This is a genomic window from Lutibacter sp. A80 (genome assembly GCF_022429645.1).
Classification (GTDB): domain Bacteria; phylum Bacteroidota; class Bacteroidia; order Flavobacteriales; family Flavobacteriaceae; genus Lutibacter.
The window spans coordinates 3,475,031-3,492,625 of sequence record NZ_CP092480.1 but is presented as its reverse complement, the minus strand read 5'-3'; the positions used below and the strand labels follow the sequence as shown (position 1 = coordinate 3,492,625).

Annotated in this window: 13 protein-coding genes and 2 tRNA genes; 6 read left to right on the top strand and 9 right to left on the bottom strand. The window is 29.2% G+C overall.

The annotated features are described in order from the left end of the window. Position 1: 1 nt before the first annotated feature. The 4 genes from lptC to MHL31_RS14430 are packed head-to-tail and all read right to left on the bottom strand — an operon-like array spanning position 2 to position 3,971. Positions 2–562 carry an LPS export ABC transporter periplasmic protein LptC gene (lptC, locus tag MHL31_RS14445; RefSeq protein WP_240226656.1) on the bottom strand — a complete coding sequence of 187 codons (561 nt, stop codon included), beginning with the start codon at positions 560–562 and terminating at the stop codon, positions 2–4. Between the two features lie 31 nt (positions 563–593). Further along, entirely contained in the window at positions 594–1,943 is a 1,350-nt protein-coding gene (locus MHL31_RS14440; protein WP_240226655.1) for a lipopolysaccharide assembly protein LapB, read from the bottom strand. Positions 1,944–1,958: 15 nt separating this feature from the next. Next, a complete protein-coding gene (locus tag MHL31_RS14435) occupies positions 1,959–3,242 on the bottom strand; it encodes a hypothetical protein (protein ID WP_240226654.1) in 1,284 nt (427 codons plus the stop codon). Continuing rightward, positions 3,243–3,971 (bottom strand): type III pantothenate kinase, encoded by a 729-nt coding sequence (locus tag MHL31_RS14430; protein ID WP_240226653.1) that lies wholly within the window; start codon positions 3,969–3,971, stop codon positions 3,243–3,245. A gap of 98 nt (positions 3,972–4,069) precedes the next feature. Here MHL31_RS14430 and MHL31_RS14425 point away from each other — a divergent pair. Further along, positions 4,070–4,145: transfer RNA gene (locus MHL31_RS14425), tRNA-Phe, on the top strand. An 813-nt stretch (positions 4,146–4,958) separates the two neighbouring features. Here MHL31_RS14425 and MHL31_RS14420 read toward each other — a convergent pair. Together MHL31_RS14420 and MHL31_RS14415 are read right to left on the bottom strand one after the other, a co-directional pair. Then, entirely contained in the window at positions 4,959–9,506 is a 4,548-nt protein-coding gene (locus MHL31_RS14420; protein WP_240226652.1) for a choice-of-anchor tandem repeat GloVer-containing protein, read from the bottom strand. A 410-nt stretch (positions 9,507–9,916) separates the two neighbouring features. Further along, positions 9,917–10,399, bottom strand: coding sequence for a hypothetical protein (locus MHL31_RS14415; protein ID WP_240226651.1), 483 nt, complete (start codon positions 10,397–10,399; stop codon positions 9,917–9,919). 851 nt (positions 10,400–11,250) lie between these two features. On the opposite strand from MHL31_RS14415, the gene MHL31_RS14410 reads away from it, so the two are divergent. The 5 genes from MHL31_RS14410 to MHL31_RS14390 all read left to right on the top strand — a co-directional run bounded on the left by MHL31_RS14410 (position 11,251) and on the right by MHL31_RS14390 (position 15,390). Further along, positions 11,251–12,579, top strand: a complete 1,329-nt coding sequence (locus tag MHL31_RS14410; protein WP_240226650.1) for a tyrosine-type recombinase/integrase — start codon at positions 11,251–11,253, stop codon at positions 12,577–12,579. A 117-nt stretch (positions 12,580–12,696) separates the two neighbouring features. Further along, positions 12,697–12,921 carry a hypothetical protein gene (locus MHL31_RS14405; protein ID WP_240226649.1) on the top strand — a complete coding sequence of 75 codons (225 nt, stop codon included), beginning with the start codon at positions 12,697–12,699 and terminating at the stop codon, positions 12,919–12,921. Between the two features lie 448 nt (positions 12,922–13,369). Further along, the gene (locus MHL31_RS14400) at positions 13,370–13,651 is read left to right on the top strand and encodes a helix-turn-helix domain-containing protein (protein ID WP_240226648.1); all 282 of its coding nucleotides are present in this window, start codon (positions 13,370–13,372) and stop codon (positions 13,649–13,651) included. A 5-nt stretch (positions 13,652–13,656) separates the two neighbouring features. Beyond that, positions 13,657–14,040, top strand: coding sequence for a hypothetical protein (locus MHL31_RS14395; protein ID WP_240226647.1), 384 nt, complete (start codon positions 13,657–13,659; stop codon positions 14,038–14,040). 102 nt (positions 14,041–14,142) lie between these two features. Further along, positions 14,143–15,390 carry a hypothetical protein gene (locus MHL31_RS14390; RefSeq protein ID WP_240226646.1) on the top strand — a complete coding sequence of 416 codons (1,248 nt, stop codon included), beginning with the start codon at positions 14,143–14,145 and terminating at the stop codon, positions 15,388–15,390. Positions 15,391–15,946: 556 nt separating this feature from the next. On the opposite strand, the gene MHL31_RS14385 is transcribed toward MHL31_RS14390, so the two are convergent. From MHL31_RS14385 to trxA, 3 genes are all read right to left on the bottom strand, one after another. After that, positions 15,947–16,020 (bottom strand) — tRNA-Asp (locus tag MHL31_RS14385). Between the two features lie 64 nt (positions 16,021–16,084). Continuing rightward, positions 16,085–17,008: a DUF58 domain-containing protein gene (locus MHL31_RS14380; RefSeq protein WP_240226645.1), complete on the bottom strand. Its 924-nt coding sequence runs from the start codon at positions 17,006–17,008 to the stop codon at positions 16,085–16,087. A 178-nt stretch (positions 17,009–17,186) separates the two neighbouring features. Continuing rightward, positions 17,187–17,504: a thioredoxin gene (gene trxA, locus MHL31_RS14375; RefSeq protein ID WP_240226644.1), complete on the bottom strand. Its 318-nt coding sequence runs from the start codon at positions 17,502–17,504 to the stop codon at positions 17,187–17,189. Positions 17,505–17,595: the final 91 nt, after the last annotated feature.

The following is a 17,595-nucleotide window of genomic DNA, read 5'->3' as shown; positions in this document are numbered from 1 at the left end:
TTTAGTCTTTAATTTGTATAACTCCACTTTGATTTTTAACCCACCACAATTTAAGATCTTCAGAAGCTTCAAACCCTGTTCCATATATTGTATCTGTTGCAGTATAAAACACAAATCTTTTTTCAGTAAAAAAATAATGTGTTTTTTGATCCCAAAAAACCTCTGTTGTTTCTAATTTATTATTTTTAGCATAGTTAATAATTACTACATCTCCTTTTATTTCAGAAACAGCGGTTTTGCTATATGTTTTAGCATAATTACCTTGTATTGTAGTAGAGTCTCCATTTTTTTCAATTGTAGTTATAAAAATACCTTTTGGAAATTCTGAATATGGATGCGCTTCCCTATTAGCAAAATCTAACATTAAAGGAGCTTTCATTTTAATATCTACACTACCAGAGTCGGTATGCTTTAAATTTATATTTTCAGCTTCGCCAATTGGCAGGTTTTTATCTGCTAAAAAATCTCTTACTTCTTTAGCACTATTAGTACATGAAAAAAACATTGCTACTGAAAATACAATAGCAATGTTTTTAATTTTATATACAATTGATCTTGTCATAGAACAAATATACCAATTATTTATATTCTAATTATGGTACTCTAACTGTTTCGTTAATCCAACATCCAATTTTATGAGATGAACCTGATTTTACACCCGCAACAAATAAATCTTTTGTTGTAGGAATATTTTTTGAATATGAGTTAATATATTTATTTGCTACCGAACTAATACTTGGATCTACAGATTTTGCTTTCCTAGCTTTATTTAATGCTGCAACATATACCATTCTTTTAGAAACAACATCGTCTCCACAAGAGTTTGCACTTGAAGCGTACATACTAGCTATTAATAAGTAAGCTCTCCCCATTGTTGGTTGAAATTCTAAAGCTTGATATGCATAATTTCTAGCTTCAGATTTTCTACCTTTCTTATTTAAATTTACGGCAATCTTATACAAATAACCTGCTTTTTTATAATCGTCAGTTTCTTGTTCAACAGCTCTTTTAAAGTATTCCATGGCTTTATTAGTTTCACCATTCTTTAATAAAATACCTGCATAAAATACAGAAGCTTGTGGAGAAGGATCTGCGTGCACATAAGCTTCTACTAATTGATCATATAAAGGATCTTCAGTACATTCTTTATTATACATTCTAGATACTGCTCTTTTAAGCCAAAGCGCATCTGTTTTATGTGCTTCAAAATTCTTTCTATTAAAAGGTATTAATCTTTCACAAGTTGAAATTGCAGCCAATTTTTGATCTAAACCTCCTTCTACAATAGTTAAATTTGTAATAATTTGTTGAGAAACTTTTCTTTTTTTAACATCTTTACTACTTAAAGTTGTTGAATCTTTAGCGTTAATTGCTTCAATAGTTTTAGTATAATCTTGTTTTTTTTGCTCCAATGCTTCACCAACTTCATCATACGTATCAAAAACTTTTTGTGTATCAGTATCTTTATACTTAACTAGTATAATATCAAAATATTTATATATATTTTTTGCAGATAAAGCTGTTGGATCTTCTTCAAAAGTTTTCTCTAACCATTCATAAACTTCATCATCTGAAGCACCTTGCTCTCTTTTAAAAGTAGCAATATCATCATAAATATCTGCTTTATCTTTAGGATAATGCTCTAGTCTTTGTGTATAAACTCTCATTACCAACTCTTCAGCAGCTGGTTTATCAGCTTCTGTAGCATTTTCAAGTTTATATTCTGCTATTTTAATACCTAATTTATAAATATTAACAGTTAGCGTAGGACAGTTATCCATACACCACATCCAGTTTTCATATGCCTTATCGTAATTTTTGGCATTGTAATCTCCCTTAAAAAGATTATATTTAATAGTACAATCCTGGCTGTTTTGGGCAAAAATCACCGGCATTGAAGCTATTAAAAATAATAAGGTTAAATAGTGTCTCATTTTTTTCATTTTCTAAATTTTTAATTAAAATATCTCTCGTTTTTTAAACCATTTATCGTTTAAAGAAAAACTTAATCTGAAGTTTATATAGTTTTCTTGAACTAAGCCTTTGTTTATTTCTCCTCTTTTTCCAAACTCAAAACCAACATTTAAGTTTGATAACTGATTACTAACTGGTAAACCAACTCCAAAAGATATGCCAAAGTCATCAATTGCTGTAAAATCATTTCCAACACCTGATGAATTAACCATTAAGCCACTCTTCTCGAATTTTACACCAGCTCTATACGTTACTCTTTCCCAATAGCTTGTTATTGAAGTAAATTTAGGTGTATAAAAACCACCTATTGAAATTTTACTATAATCATCGTAAGCTACTTTTGAATAGTTGCTATATACATTACCACTAAGCTCAATAGCATCTTGAAAACTATAATCTATACCAGCATACCATATATTCTCTTTTCCAAAACCAATTCCCAATGAAGTTTTTAAAGGTGCTTTTAAAACACTCGTACCAGTACTACTTAACAACGTATCTCTTGGAATTTCTCCCGAGGCAACTGATAAGGAATAAATATACTCTTCGTCATCCGAATCCACATCACTTTCTAACTCAAAATTTGCTCCTAAATGTAAATTTATTTTTTCCGATATTTTAGCTTTGTATTGAAAACCTGTATTAATAGCAAAACCATTTATTCTAGAAAAAGTTTCATATTTAGTCGCTAAAGCAACATCTTTTAATTGATTTGTTATATTATTTTCAACTTTTCCAAAAATATAATTTCCTTGTAAACCTACACTAAAGCCTTTAAAAACTTGCAAGCCAAAACCTAAAAACACTTTATTTGTTCCTCCTTCACCGTTATATAATGAAACTTCAGTTAACTCATCACTTGAATCGTAACTATTTGCTACTAAAGAATAACCTACAGAAGTATTTGGCAACAAACCAAAAGACAAACCTGCATGTGTACCTAAAGGAACTCCCATTGCTAAATATGAAAGATATGTTGATGCCCCTCTTTGTTTATCTTGACTATCTTCTGCCCAAATATTTTTATTTTCTATAGCTAAAGTATAAGTAGTAAACTTTAAACTAGATAGAGAAGCTGGATTTGATAAGTTTAAACGAAATTGATCTTGTAAAGAAACCCCAATTCCACCCATACTATTTTGCTCTACAGTATTCGAATTATTTTTATCACCAATTCCAAAAAATGAGTATGCTGACGCATTATTTTTTTGTGCAAAACTAGCAACTGATACAAATAGTGTTATGATTACTATTATTTTTTTGATCATTTATTGTAAATTATAGGTCAAAATTGTGTTTAATCCTTCTAATAAAAAAATAGGATTGGCAAATATGCCATTTTTTAATTTATTTGACAAGAAATTAACATCACCTCCTGTTAAAACTATAGTTAATTCTTTATTTTTTTTTCTATACTTATCTATCACACTATCAATTTCACTTATAACGCCATTTATTACACCAGAATGTATACTTGTTTCTGTTGATTCACCAATTAAGCTTATCAAACCTTCTTTAGCATTTAATAAAGGAAGCTTTTCTGTAAACGTGTTAAGAGATTTATACCGCATTTGAATTCCTGGCGAAATAGCACCTCCAAGATATTTTTTATCTTTAGTTACAAAATCATAGGTTATACAGGTTCCAGCATCTATTATTAAAACATTTTTATTTTTATATTTTAAAACTGCGGCTGCCACCAAAGCTATCCTATCAACACCAAGCGTTTTTGGAGTCCCATAATTATTTATAAATGGTATTTTGGTATCAGAATTAAGCTCAATCACATTAATTTTAGCTTTAATTTGATCTTTTTCATTTTTTTTTAAAATTCCTACAGAAGAAATAATTGCATTTTTACAATTAAATTTTTCAACTAATTTTAACGTAACATTTACAAATTCATTCTTCGTAATTACTTCATTATAAATTAGTTTGTCGCTATTAAAAACAGCAATTTTAATCCTTGTATTCCCAATATCTATTATTAAATTCATTTGTTTTTTAAATCAAGTTTCAAAAATACGACAGATTTTTTAAAAAAAGTTTTGATTAGTAGAAAAAATACTTATATATTTGCACCCGCTAAGGCAATGGTACCTTAGCTCAGTTGGTAGAGCAAAGGACTGAAAATCCTTGTGTCCCTGGTTCGATTCCTGGAGGTACCACCACAAAACCCTGTAAATTAACTGTTTACAGGGTTTTTTCATGTCCCTAAACAAAATAGCAAAAATTAGATCAATCTCAAAAGCTATAAGTGAATTGAATTAAAATTATGATTTTTGTTTAAAAACTAAATTTTAGATAATTATCTAGATCTTCTAAAACACATTCTTCCTTAATTTTTAATCAACCACTTTAAATCTTATAAAGAACATCAAAAACAAAAAAATAATACACCTTTATTTTGAAGAGCGAAATACACCTCCAGTAAAATAGATACGAACAATTTTAATAGCGAATAAATTTTATAAAGAAACAACTATCCTTTTTTTGTGCGGAAACAAAGTTTATCTCCAGGTGAAGCGATATAATCAGTTACATAAAACAACCAAAAAGCTATTCAAAGAAATTAATAACTTAGAAAATACAAACTTTTAAGTATTCACCACAATCGTAAATACAATTATACTTATTTATAGATCAATCCTAAGCTATATTATAACTAAAAACACAAACACACTTACAAATCATTTAAAGCAACAATTAAAGCTTTTAAAACTCAATTTAGAGGTATTAAAAATGTAGAATTCTCTCTTTTTAGATTAACCACGATTTTTACCTAAACACAACAATTAGGAATGATCCGATATTAATCTAGATTGATTCCTAAAAAACAGAAAATATAAGACATAAAAAAAGCATCTCAATTGAGATGCTTTTTTCGGTCTGGACAGGACTTTTTAAAAATTTATAAGTTACTTATTTACTGATATTTATGATTTATAAAATATTATTTGTACCGTTTTTTGTACTGTATTAATTTATTTTTTCAGTATTTTTAGAGTAATTGTAGTTTCTAAATAAACCTTTACTAAATAAGTTGCAGAAGGATAATTTTCGAGACTTAGTTCCACTTTCCCAAAAGCAACAGGATAGACCTCTTTGGAAATTAATTGTGAGTTCATGTTATATAATTCAACTTTAACTTCTTTTCGAGTAACCGGCACAGCAACCTCAAATTTCCCTGTTGTTGGATTTGGGTATGCTACTACTCCTTCAAAAAGACCAATCGTTTTTGAAAATGTTCCTTCACAAGTTTTAGCTGTTTTAACTTCAATTAAATCCCCAGGAAGCACATCTACATAAAACAACGAAGTATATGTTTTAAATTGTTCATTTCCATTTTTAAAAATAGTATACGGAGATGATCCTTTCTCAATTTCAATGGTAGCTTTATTTGATGATACACTTGTCTTACCAGAAATAGTTGTTCCTTCGCTAATTTCAACAGTATATTTATATTTAGATGTTTTCCCTATTACTACAACACTAATATCATAATTACCTGGTGCTAAATCGTTGATTGTTAAATTATTTGTAAAATCATAATCTATTCCATTAATTGTAGCAACATAATCATATGAAGCCTCGGCAGAGACTATAATTTTACCATTATTTTTATTTGGACATGTTTCACTAGTTAATTCAATTTTGAAATTATCATAGGACAATAATAAACAACCATAAGCGTCTACTCCTTCTCCTATTGGTGTATCTGGGCAAATATCAACATCGTTCATTATACCGTCTTTATCATCGTCTAACTGACTTTCTGAACAACCTTTCTCATCTACTTCTTCTCCTATTGGTGTATCTAGACACATATCAACATCGTTCATTATACCATCTTCATCATCGTCTAACTGACTTTCTGAACAACCTTTCTCATCTACTTCTTCTCCTATTGGTGTACCTGGACAAATATCAATATCATTCATTATACCATCGCCATCATCATCTATTTGACTTTGAGAACACCCAGTTTCATCTACTTCTTCTCCCATTGGTGTATCTGGGCAAATATCAACATCATTCATTATACCGTCTCCATCATCATCTAGCTGACTTTCTGAACAACCTGTTTCATTTACTTCTTCACCTATTGGTGTATTTGGACAAATATCAACATCATTCATTATACCGTCTCCATCATCATCTAGCTGACTTTCTGAACAACCTCTCTCATCTACTTCTTCTCCTATTGGTGTATCTGGACACATATCAATATCATTCATTATCCCATCTCCGTCATCATCAATCTGACTTTCTGAACATCCTGTCTCATTTACACTTTCTCCTGTTGGTGTATTTGGACACAAATCAATATCGTTCATTATACCGTCATTATCTGAATCAAATATTTTAATTTCAATCACATCCCCTGAAGGGTATTTTCCAGTATCATCATTAAAATCAAACTTTTTTGTATAAAAATTTGTTGCAGGATTATATTCAAAAAGCACCCCTGAATCATTAGCGCCCCCAGCTAAAGTCATACCATACAATCTACCACTTGACGACCTCATTAGACTCTCTTCCATTAACCTCCCCATACTTCTATTAAAATCCATCTTTTTATTATAACTCCCTGAAATAGAATTATATTCAAAAAGAACTCCCATATTATTCGCTCCTCCTTCATAAGTCAACCCATATAATAATCCATTATTAGCCTTAACAAGAGTACCATAGGATCTACTTCCTTTTTCAGTACCGTTAAAATCTATTTTTTTTTCACAACTATTTAAGACAATATCATATTCAAATATTATACCTAAATTATATTCACCCCCAAAATACGTCATCCCATAAAGCTTATTGTTTAAACCTTCAATGAGATTTCCCCTCGGAAGACCTCCAATACTAACTCTATCAAAATCGACTTTTTTCACATAAGAATTAGTCTTAATATTATATTCAAAGATTACTCCCCAACCACTTAAACCCCCTCTTTCTGTCATACCATATAATATTCCATCCGAAATTTCTAATAGAGCCCCGTATGGCTGAGCACCTTTACTTACCCCATCAAAATCCATTAATTTAGAATAAATTTTTGTTTTAAGATCATATTCAAACAGAACACCTTTATTATAAATACCCCCTCCCACAGTCATCCCATATAGCTTCCCATTTGAAGCTTCGATAACTGCTCCATAAGGTAAACTTCCTTTTTCAGCACCGTTAAAATCTATTAATTTTGAATAAGTTTCTGAATTTGGATCAAATTCAAATATAACTCCAGAATCGTTAACACCTCCCTCTCGTGTTGTCCCATATATCAACCCATTTGAGGCTTGAAAAAGACTTCCACTTGGATATTTCCCGTTTCCACTACCATTAAAATCTATTTTTTTAAAATACTCTAAAGTAACAGGATCAAATTCAAATACGACACCGTAACCATAAGCACCTCCCCAATTAGCAACACCCCATAACTTCCCTGTTTCTTTATTTTCATTTTCAGCACATCCTTCTGAATTTACAACTTCTCCAATAGGTGAATTTGGACATAGATCATTCTCATTTAACACTCCATCATTATCACTGTCATTATTAATGATATTAATATTTGATGTATTGATACTATAAAATACATTATTTACACTTTCAACTTTTAATCTTCCTGAAGTCGTTAATTCATTTGGAACAATTATTTCTTGTGAACCATCATTATTTACATTTGAAGCTAATACTGTAGGAAAAGTATAACCACCATCTGTTGATAATAGTATATTAACTTTAGAACAATTAATTGGAGAAGTGTTTGAGTTACCAACATCCCAAGTTATATTTTGAGTTGAACCAATTTCCCAATTAACATTAGATGATTGACTAGTAACCTTAAAAGGAGTTGAATTTTCAGCAAAAGTAATTACTGTTTCTTCACTGTTTGTTTGCCCACCATCTGAATTATTATCCCTAACAGTCACTCCAAATGTCATTGTTCTAGGTACTGAAGGCAGCACTTCCCAAGTATTTGACAAATTACCATTTATTACCGTATTTATATTTGGAAAATAACGTACTGATGAACTACTTGGAAATAAAGACCTAAATGCAGGCCCTCCAGTTGCAGTAGATACAGGTGGAGAACTAACTATTTCAGCATCTAGTTGTTCCCAAGTATAAGTTAATTCATCTTCATTTGCATCTGAAACATTTGCTTCCAAAACAAATGGTGTAGAAATTGGAATTGTATAATTAGGTATTGTTTCAATTATTGGCGGATTATTCCCTGTTGAATACAAAGTTGCACATGTACCAGTTCCTGAAGTTATATTATCCCAAATTTCTCTAATATTTACTAAATGGAAGTATTTATCTTTTGATGATTGCACATTATGAGGATAACAATTCCCAACATAAGACATTATAGTAGTACCACTTCCTGGCTCCACTGCTGTTGAATTATTTATATTCTCAAAACAACCTGTTACATTACTATTAAATGTATGGTTCGCACCAAACTGATGACCAATTTCATGTGCTACTACACCTTCAAAATAAGAACCACTTGGATTGCTTGCACCAGAAACACCCATAGCCTTTATAAATGGCTGGCAAACACCACTAACTGCAACACCACCAAAATTACTTTTAGCAAATACATGTCCAATGTCATAATTAGATTGAGATAAAAACTGATTTATACGCGTAGGTGTTTCTTCAAGTAATTTATATTTGTCATCATTTGTTAATCCATCAGTGTTTGTATCAAATGACATCATATTAGTAACATCTATCAAGTTGAATTTAATTCCCAAATCTCTTCGGTAAATAGATTCAACAGCTCCGATAGTTAATGCCATTTGAATAATCACTCTATGTTTTACGGGAAGCGTTTCATACCCCTGTGTTAAAGCCCAATTAGCATATTCTGCGGTTGGAATCACGACAAGCGTATATGCTCTTATATTACCATCATTTGCATTTGCATTTTTTGAATGCACCTTTGATTTAGATTGTATAATATTTGAATTTAATTCATCATAACCACAATCAAAAGAGTCTGCATGTGGTATGCTATTCTTATTATAAATTATATAGGATTTATTATCGGAAGTATAAGGTTCAATATTTATAGAACCATTTTCAAGATCCATTATAAAAGAATTTAAGCCAATTGGATTTACACAAAACCAAACAGTTGAACCCTGTTTATCTAAACTTTTCCCTCGATAAGTTCTAATATCTGGATATTTTAACTGAAAACTTTCTTCAAAGAGTGGGTCTTCAAAAACTTCAAATCTTTCTAATTCTCCTGATCCATTTGGAAAACTAATTATTTTTTTTGATTTCCCTACCTCACCTTTTCTTTTTGAAGTATTTTCAAGTTTACTCTTTAAAAGGGCAAAGTTTAACGTATATACCTCAAATTCATTTGGAAATACCTCCTTCTCTACTTTTTTTGAAGATTTTTTTGCTAAAACTGATGATTTTGACCAAAGTTCATCGGAGGTTTGAGCAGTAACTATTACACTCAATAAAAGAATACAAATTAACTGAATATAATATATTTTTTTCATAGAAATTTATTTTAATAATATCTTAACATAGACTTATGTTATGTATTTTTACTATAACTTATAGTAAATACAGTTTTTTTTTACGGGAGGCATAGCTAAATAAAAATTAATAGCCGAATTACTATTTATACTTTAACCTGTATCTATATTAAAAGTAGTGGAATTGGGTTTCTTTTTCATAGGTAATGCTTAGCAGTCTCAAATTTAAAGAATTAGATTAAAAACCTCGATGATTTTAGTCATAAATTCAAATTGCCCTTCAAATAATAATTTGCTAAGAAATACTGTAGTATATTATTTAAACCAAAGTATAAAATAGATAATTACAATTTGTAACAAATCTATTTAAACTTTTTTTAAACCTCCTTTGATAGCTTCTAAATGAATTGTTTTTCACTTAAGTTATAAAGCTAATTTTTATTTAAATTATTTAAATCTCTAATAGAAATATTTCTTGATAATGCATCCATTTTAGCTAACTCAATAAATTTATTATTTGTTATAAGTTGTCCTTTATAACTTTTTGATGATGTTTGATTTTCTAATTTTATCATCGTTTCTAATTCATTAATAGGTTGTAACCCTTGCTCCATATTAGATTTAAAAATATAATAAATCATATTATTTATATCTGATTTATAATAATTATCTGATATTTTAAATAAATCTATCACTTCCTTTTGCAATAACTCACTGACTTCCCTTACAAACTCCTCTTTACTTAAAGATTGCAAACCATCTAAAGAAATATTTTCATTCAATTTTTCTTGTTTTTTTTGTGTAATTACTCTTTGTTTTTCCAAAGAAAAAGCACCTAAAAACTCTTCATTTTTAATTTCTATTTGCTGGGAAGGAAATAATGTACTTGATGCTAATTGTGACTTATTCTCCAATAATTTATTTAGGATAATATCAAATGTATTTAATTCTTTATTTGGTGCTACCGCAATTGGATAATCGTATAATGAATAACATGATTAGCTCCTGTTATGTTTAAACCAAATCCTGCTGCAATTGGAGACATTACAATAATATTAAAACCAAGTTGAACTTGAAATTTATCAACTTCTTGCTGACGTGATAATTTTGCTAGAAGGCCTACCTCCTTTAATAATAGCAACATGAAGGTTATATAATTCTAAAAACACCTTTCTCAAAATTCTTTGAACCTTTTTATCATCAGTAAATACAATAACTTTTTCTTTAGATTCTTTTGTAGTGTTTATTATTGATAATTGTCTTTATTAATTTTGCCAACGAATTAATAACTCTATTTATATCCATTATTAATAAATCATAAGTTTTCAAAAATAGGTGACCTGAAATAGATTTTAAATTTAATATTAATAAAATAAAAAACCTCAGATTAACTTTGGCTTGAAGTTTTAAAACTTACACAAGTTATAAGATATTACCATTTTTACCTAAACACAACAATTAGGAATGATTCGATATTAATCTAGATTGATTCTTGAAAAACAGAAAATATAAGACATAAAAAAAGCATCTCAATTGAGATGCTTTTTTCGGTCTGGACGGGACTCGAACCTTTATTAAAATAGATTTTATAGAACACTCTAAAATACTAAACAAACCCTATAATTTAGAGCATACATCTTATTTTAAGACAACTACAAACAATTTAAAGTAATTTAAAATAATTTAATGAGTATTAAATTTAGTTTAGTAAAGGTTTAGTAGATTGAAATTTTTAATTATATTTGAATGTTCAAATACTTTAAAAATGGCAACAATCAAATTTTTACTTCAAAGCAAATCTAAAAACGCACCAATATATTTAAGACTCTCAATAAGTAGGGGTAATATTTTTTACCGTAAAACTGGATTACATATAAATCCAAAAGAATGGGGAGAAAAAGGGTTTCCAAAAAACAACAATAAATCTAGAGAAATAAAAGACCTTACGACTAAATTAAAAAATTTAGACGCTAAAATCCTAGAGAATTTCAATACCGACAACAGCAAAGGAATCACAATCGATGGTGATTGGCTACAAAATAAAATTGATATTCATTTTAAACGTATTTCAGAAACTACACAAAGCGAACTAGTAACAGATGCAATACAAAACATTATTGATACCGCACACAATAGAGATAACGGAAAAGGTGGAAGAGGTTTAAGTCAATGTAGAATAAACGCATATAACAGACTTTTAGAACTCTTTATAATGTTTCAAGGTAAAAAAAAATACAAGGTTAAAGAACTAAATAAAAAAGTATTTGACGACTTTAAAAACTGGCTATTCGACAAACAAAACTATTCAGACACCTACGCATTTAAAAAATTATCAGATTTAAAAGGAGTATGTAAAGATGCAAGAGCCAACGGAATAGAAACCTCCGTAGAATTAACAGGCATAAAAACCAAACAACTTTCAGCCTATGACGACGATATGGACGTTATATTTTTAACCCCTAAAGAGATTGAAAAAATTGAAAAAGCAACACTATTAAAAGACGCACACATAAACGCTCGTAAATGGCTTATTTTAGCGTGTTTTACTGGCCAACGTGGAGGTGATTTAATCAAACTAACTGAAAGCAATTTCAAGAAAACTAAAAACAAAGAATGTATAGAACTAACTCAACAAAAAACCAATACAAAAGTAGAAATTCCAATTCTACCAAAAGTAAGAGAGATTTTAAAAAGCGGATTACCCTATAAAGTTTCAACACAAAAACTAAACAAATATTTTAAAGAGATTGGAGCAAAAGCAAGAATAAACACCCCAACAATGGGACGTATTATCGAGGCAAGTGAAAACCCAAAAGAGAAAAAGAAAAGAGGAGTTAAAAAATTACGTCCAAAATACACATACATAAGCACACACATAGGTCGTCGTACTTTCGCATCAAATCATTACGGGAAATTACCAACACCAATTATAATGAAAGTAACAGGACACAAAAAAGAATCTACATTCTTAACATACGTAAACAAAGGAGACGACAGTCATATCGACGCATTTTTGGAATACTACAAAAAGGAAGAACAAAAAAAGAAAAAGGAAACAAATTTAACCGTTGTAAAAAACGCATCAAATCAATAAATTATGAATAAACAAGAAACAATCTATTACATCAACTTATTAAAAGAATTAAGAGTTGAATTTGAACAATTAAAAAAAAATTATATAAAATTTACTAAAAACGCAAATCAATAAATTATGAAAAATTACAAAATTATCGAAGTTACAGAGGAAAACACAATGCTTAACGCTTCAAAAGGTGATTGGTTGTATTGCCTACCAATTAAAAAAGAAAATCTAACTCTTAATACATTTTACGCATTTAGCACAAATACAGGTATTATATTTAGAAAATTAAAAGATGTTGTATTGAAAAATTGTAGTACTGTATATTCTATTGAAAAAAAATTAGTGCATCTTTAAATAATAAAATTGCAAGAATCGGAATACTTAAAAAGGAAAACACCCAATTAAAAACTGCCAGGACCAGTACATAAATTTAATAGCGTTTAATTTAGTTAAAATTCCTTTGATTAAAAAAAATAAATACAATTTTGTGTACAACTCTATCAATTATTATCAATAAAATTCAATCACACCTTAATTAAATAACTGATATTCAATACCTTAAATGATTTAAATTGCAAATAGATATTAATCGAAATTTTATGCTTTTGAACATTGTACTTTCTATTCAAAAAAAGAGTATTAAATTTGTTTCATACAAAAAAGGTACTAAATCTACTTTCGTAAAATCTAATACCCTGTAACGCAAATTAAATTTCCTAGGTTCAATTTTGCAATACAAAAGTAAGCATTTTATTACAAAGTGGATTAATGCCAAATCATTAATTTAAACCATTTTATAAAAATGCAAACAGTACAATTTATTAGTACAACGCCAAGCGCACTTGTAAACCTAATCGATGAAACAGTAAAAAAGCGATTAGACGAATTTAAAAAATTCTACCAACCTAAAGAACCAACAAAATATGTAACCCGCCAATATGTTGCAGATGAAATGTTGCATTGTGATATTTCAACGGTTCACAATCTTACTAAAAAAGGAATACTTATTAAATACCAATGCGGAGGCCGAGTACTTTACAAGCGTGAAGAGGTGGAAAATGCAATTGTTAAACTTGAAAAATAGGAACAATGGCAACGCAAACACCTATACCAATAATCCATACTTACAAAGAAGTAAATACAGGAAAGTACAAGAGTGTAAAACATTTTGAAATTGCAGAGGTTGAAAATTCTACACCTCCGCTCTCAAAACTCTTAAACATAAGTAAAAACCGTAATTGTGCATTATCTATGCCCGACTATTGGCTAAAAATTAGACAGGCCAACAAATGGAGTAAATGTATTACAGGTCTTTTTAAAACAGATTTTAAGAACATTTACAAAGGTGATGTTAACAAGAAACAACATCTTTTAATTTTCAAGTTTAACGATACCGACACGTTAACGGTTTATTACTTCAAAAACTACTATACGCAAGATTTTAGCAAGGTTTTACCATTTATTAACCAGTAGAACGATAACAAAAAAAAGAGGGTGAAAACCCTCTTTTAATCTATTGTTCAAATACTGGGTTTTGTGGCAACGCAACCCATATACAAATATAATAATATTATATTGATTGATTACACTAACATATTATTAATAAAAATTGATATTGAAAGGCTTTTAAAATCACTTCCTTTTAAATTTGAAGTAGTTGAAAGTACTGGGGAATACTCAACAAAAAAAGTTGCTGAATATCATTTTTGTAAGATTACTATTTATGAAAGTGATACAGTTGTATTTACTGGCAGTATCCATAAACTATACAATTCATTAAAAGGAATAAAAGCACCAAATTACAAAAAAGAAAACTACAAAGGATTTAACGGTAATCAATTTACTATCAATAACATTTTAGAAGTTAAAGAGCATCTACAAAATTTATTTAACTGCAAACCTCAACAAATGTTATTTCAAAATATCGAGTTTGGGACAAATGCAACTACCTTATTTAATCCTAATATTTATCTAAAAGGTTTACTATACCATATAAACAAACCCTTTGAATTTCGATTTAATGGAACTTATGCACAAGCAGAGCATCAACGGTATAGATTGAAAATTTATAATAAATCAATTCAATACGGAATGAATGAATTTACATTAAGAGTTGAACTAAAAATTAATAAATACGAGGAATTTAAAAAGGTAGGTATTAGAACGTTTTCAGACGTTAACACTAATACACTAAATAAGGCAAAGGAATTACTTCTAAGACGTTTTGATGAAGTGGTGCAATATGATTACACTATTAACAAAAAAGCCCTTACAAAACGAGAAAAACAATTAATAAAAAATTACTCAAACCCTCGTTACTGGTTAATAGATTTAAAACCAAATTACAGGTTTAGACACAAACAGAAATTGCACCAGATTATAATCAAAAAATCAAAAAATTTACATCAACAATTGAAACAAGAAATGATAAAAAAGTGTAGCATAATTAACCGACATTTTGAAAACCCTAATTGTAGCATAATTAACCATTCAAGTATAGAGTTAAATATGCTACAAAACCACCCAACAAAAACAGTAAAAAAATGTCCTATTACTGGCATAGAATTAACCCGCGAAAAAGAGAGTGCAAAATACATAAGAACATCAACTTTAAAACACCTCTACCAAAACGATAAAACCGAATTTAAAAGAGTGTGTAATTTATTACTAAATCATACAATAAATAGGCAAACGAAATTTGAAAACAACATTATCCAACATTTAGCAAAACAGGTAAGGAATAGATTTTACAACAGGTCAAGAATTAAAAAAACAGGATATAAACAAAAGAAATATAAAAATCAAATAGAACTAAGTATTTAAAAGTTCCTGCAGAAGTAAATATAAAAGTGATTCACTTTAAAAATTAAAGCAAACCAGGATATAAACTTTAAAAATGTAATGTTGGTTTTACCGACTATAAGAAACAAAAAAGGCAAATAATAAAATCAGTTTTACATAGTATAAACAACAAAAGGCAAACAATGGCAGGAATTAAACAAACATCAAATAATTCAAACGAAATACTATAAGAATAATAACTAAAAATATATTTGATTGCTTGTTGTTTGGGGGTGTGCAGAAATGTACGCCCTTTTTTATATAAAACTTTAAAATAGATTAGGGAAATATTAGGGGCTAGATTAGGGTAAGGTTTTGAGATTTATAAAAGTGGTTTTAGTGAGTATTTTATATAAAAAGGGAAAATAGAGAGATTAACAGTAACGCCCAAAAAAAGAGAAAGGAAAAAGAATAAGGATAACAAGATGTAAATAGATAAAAATACCCTAATTATTGAGGTTGTTTTGTAATAGTTTAGTAGATATAAAACAAAAAATCCTTAACTCTCTCATTACAAGATTATTAAGGACTCTTTAAGCGGTCTGGACGGGACTCGAACCCGCGACCCCCTGCGTGACAGGCAGGTATTCTAACCAGCTGAACTACCAGACCGTTGCTCTTAGCGGTTGCAAATATACAAGTGTTTTTGACTTCTGCAAAACTTTTTTCAACTTTTTTATAAATTTTTTTTTCTACTCATTAAATACGACAATAAAATCGCGTCAAACCCTTTATTTATAGCTACTGGAACGTATTCAATTTTATACTGCATACACCTCAATTTCAAGTTATTAAAATATGATGACATATAATTCTTATACTCTTCCTTAACATTTGAGGCATACATATTAATTTGTTCGCCAGTTTCTACATCTACAAACTTTTTTGGAGAATTTTCAAAATTAAAGTTTAATTCTAAGTTTTCATCGTAGGTATGAAATAAAACAACTTCGTGTTTTTTATGTTTTAAATGTCTTAAAGCTTCAAATAACTCATCTTCATCTTTAGATGCTTGAAACATATCTGTAAACAAAAACACCAACGAACGTTTATGTATTTTTTCTGAAATTTCATGCAAGGCCTTATACGTATCTGTATTTGAAACAGAAGGTTCTTTTAATAAACTATCCAATTCTGTCAATAACATCCTCCTATGGCGCTCTCCTCCTTTGGCAGGAGCATAGTATTCGTTTTTATCGCTATACACACTTAACCCTACTGCATCTCGCTGACGCTTCAAAATTTCCATTAATGCTGCAGATGCTATTGCCGAAAAAGCAACTTTTGTTAAATTATCTATTGTTGGCTGCTTAACTAACGGATAATGCATAGACGCAGAGTTATCAATAATTAAGTGACATCGTAAATTAGTCTCTTCTTCATACCGCTTTACAAATAATTTATTTGTCTTAGCATAAAGCTTCCAATCTATATGGCGTGTACTTTCTCCCTTATTATACAATCTATGTTCTGCAAATTCTACCGAAAACCCGTGAAATGGACTTTTATGTATTCCTGTAATAAACCCTTCTACAACTTGCTTTGCCAATAACTCTAAATTATTTAGTTCTGAAAGGTGCTTTACTGATAAAATTTCCATAAATGTAATATCGCTAGTACTTTAAATTAATAATTATCTAAATTAGTTTTTAATTTCAAGAAATTAAAAATAGTAAACTAAAAAGAAATAAGCTGTATAATTATATTATTTATTAGTTTAAAAACAAAAAGCTCGACAAATTTGTCGAGCTTTCTTAAGTTTTATATAAAATTAAATTTTATAAATGTGCGTCAATTTTTTGTGCGTATGTAGCTTTTGGAGCAACACCTACTTGTTTTTCAACAACTTCACCACCTTTAAAAACTAAAACTGTAGGAATATTTCTTACACCGTATTTAGCTGCAAACTCTTGGTTTGAATCAACGTCTACTTTTGCAATTGTTGCTTTCCCTTCGTATTCAGTTGTTAATTGGTCCATAATTGGAGCAACCATTCTACAAGGTCCACACCAAGCTGCCCAAAAGTCAACCATAACTGGTTTATCTGATTGTAAAACTACTTCGTTAAAAGTTGCGTCTGTTACTTCTAATGCCATGATATATTTTTATAAATTAATAAATGCTATTTAAACTAATGCAAAAGTAAACAAATATTTCACCTAAACAATTCAACATTTATTACTTTTC

Excerpts from the sequence above, each read along its gene's own strand:
- MHL31_RS14400 (WP_240226648.1), top strand. The coding sequence starts at position 13,370 with ATGCAAACAGTACAATTTATTAGTACAACGCCAAGCGCACTTGTAAAC.
- trxA (WP_240226644.1), bottom strand. The coding sequence starts at position 17,504 with ATGGCATTAGAAGTAACAGACGCAACTTTTAACGAAGTAGTTTTACAA.
- MHL31_RS14430 (WP_240226653.1), bottom strand. The coding sequence starts at position 3,971 with ATGAATTTAATAATAGATATTGGGAATACAAGGATTAAAATTGCTGTT.
- MHL31_RS14380 (WP_240226645.1), bottom strand. The coding sequence starts at position 17,008 with ATGGAAATTTTATCAGTAAAGCACCTTTCAGAACTAAATAATTTAGAG.
- lptC (WP_240226656.1), bottom strand. The coding sequence starts at position 562 with ATGACAAGATCAATTGTATATAAAATTAAAAACATTGCTATTGTATTT.
- MHL31_RS14405 (WP_240226649.1), top strand. The coding sequence starts at position 12,697 with ATGAAAAATTACAAAATTATCGAAGTTACAGAGGAAAACACAATGCTT.
- MHL31_RS14420 (WP_240226652.1), bottom strand. The coding sequence starts at position 9,506 with ATGAAAAAAATATATTATATTCAGTTAATTTGTATTCTTTTATTGAGT.
- MHL31_RS14410 (WP_240226650.1), top strand. The coding sequence starts at position 11,251 with ATGGCAACAATCAAATTTTTACTTCAAAGCAAATCTAAAAACGCACCA.
- MHL31_RS14395 (WP_240226647.1), top strand. The coding sequence starts at position 13,657 with ATGGCAACGCAAACACCTATACCAATAATCCATACTTACAAAGAAGTA.
- MHL31_RS14435 (WP_240226654.1), bottom strand. The coding sequence starts at position 3,242 with ATGATCAAAAAAATAATAGTAATCATAACACTATTTGTATCAGTTGCT.
- MHL31_RS14440 (WP_240226655.1), bottom strand. The coding sequence starts at position 1,943 with ATGAAAAAAATGAGACACTATTTAACCTTATTATTTTTAATAGCTTCA.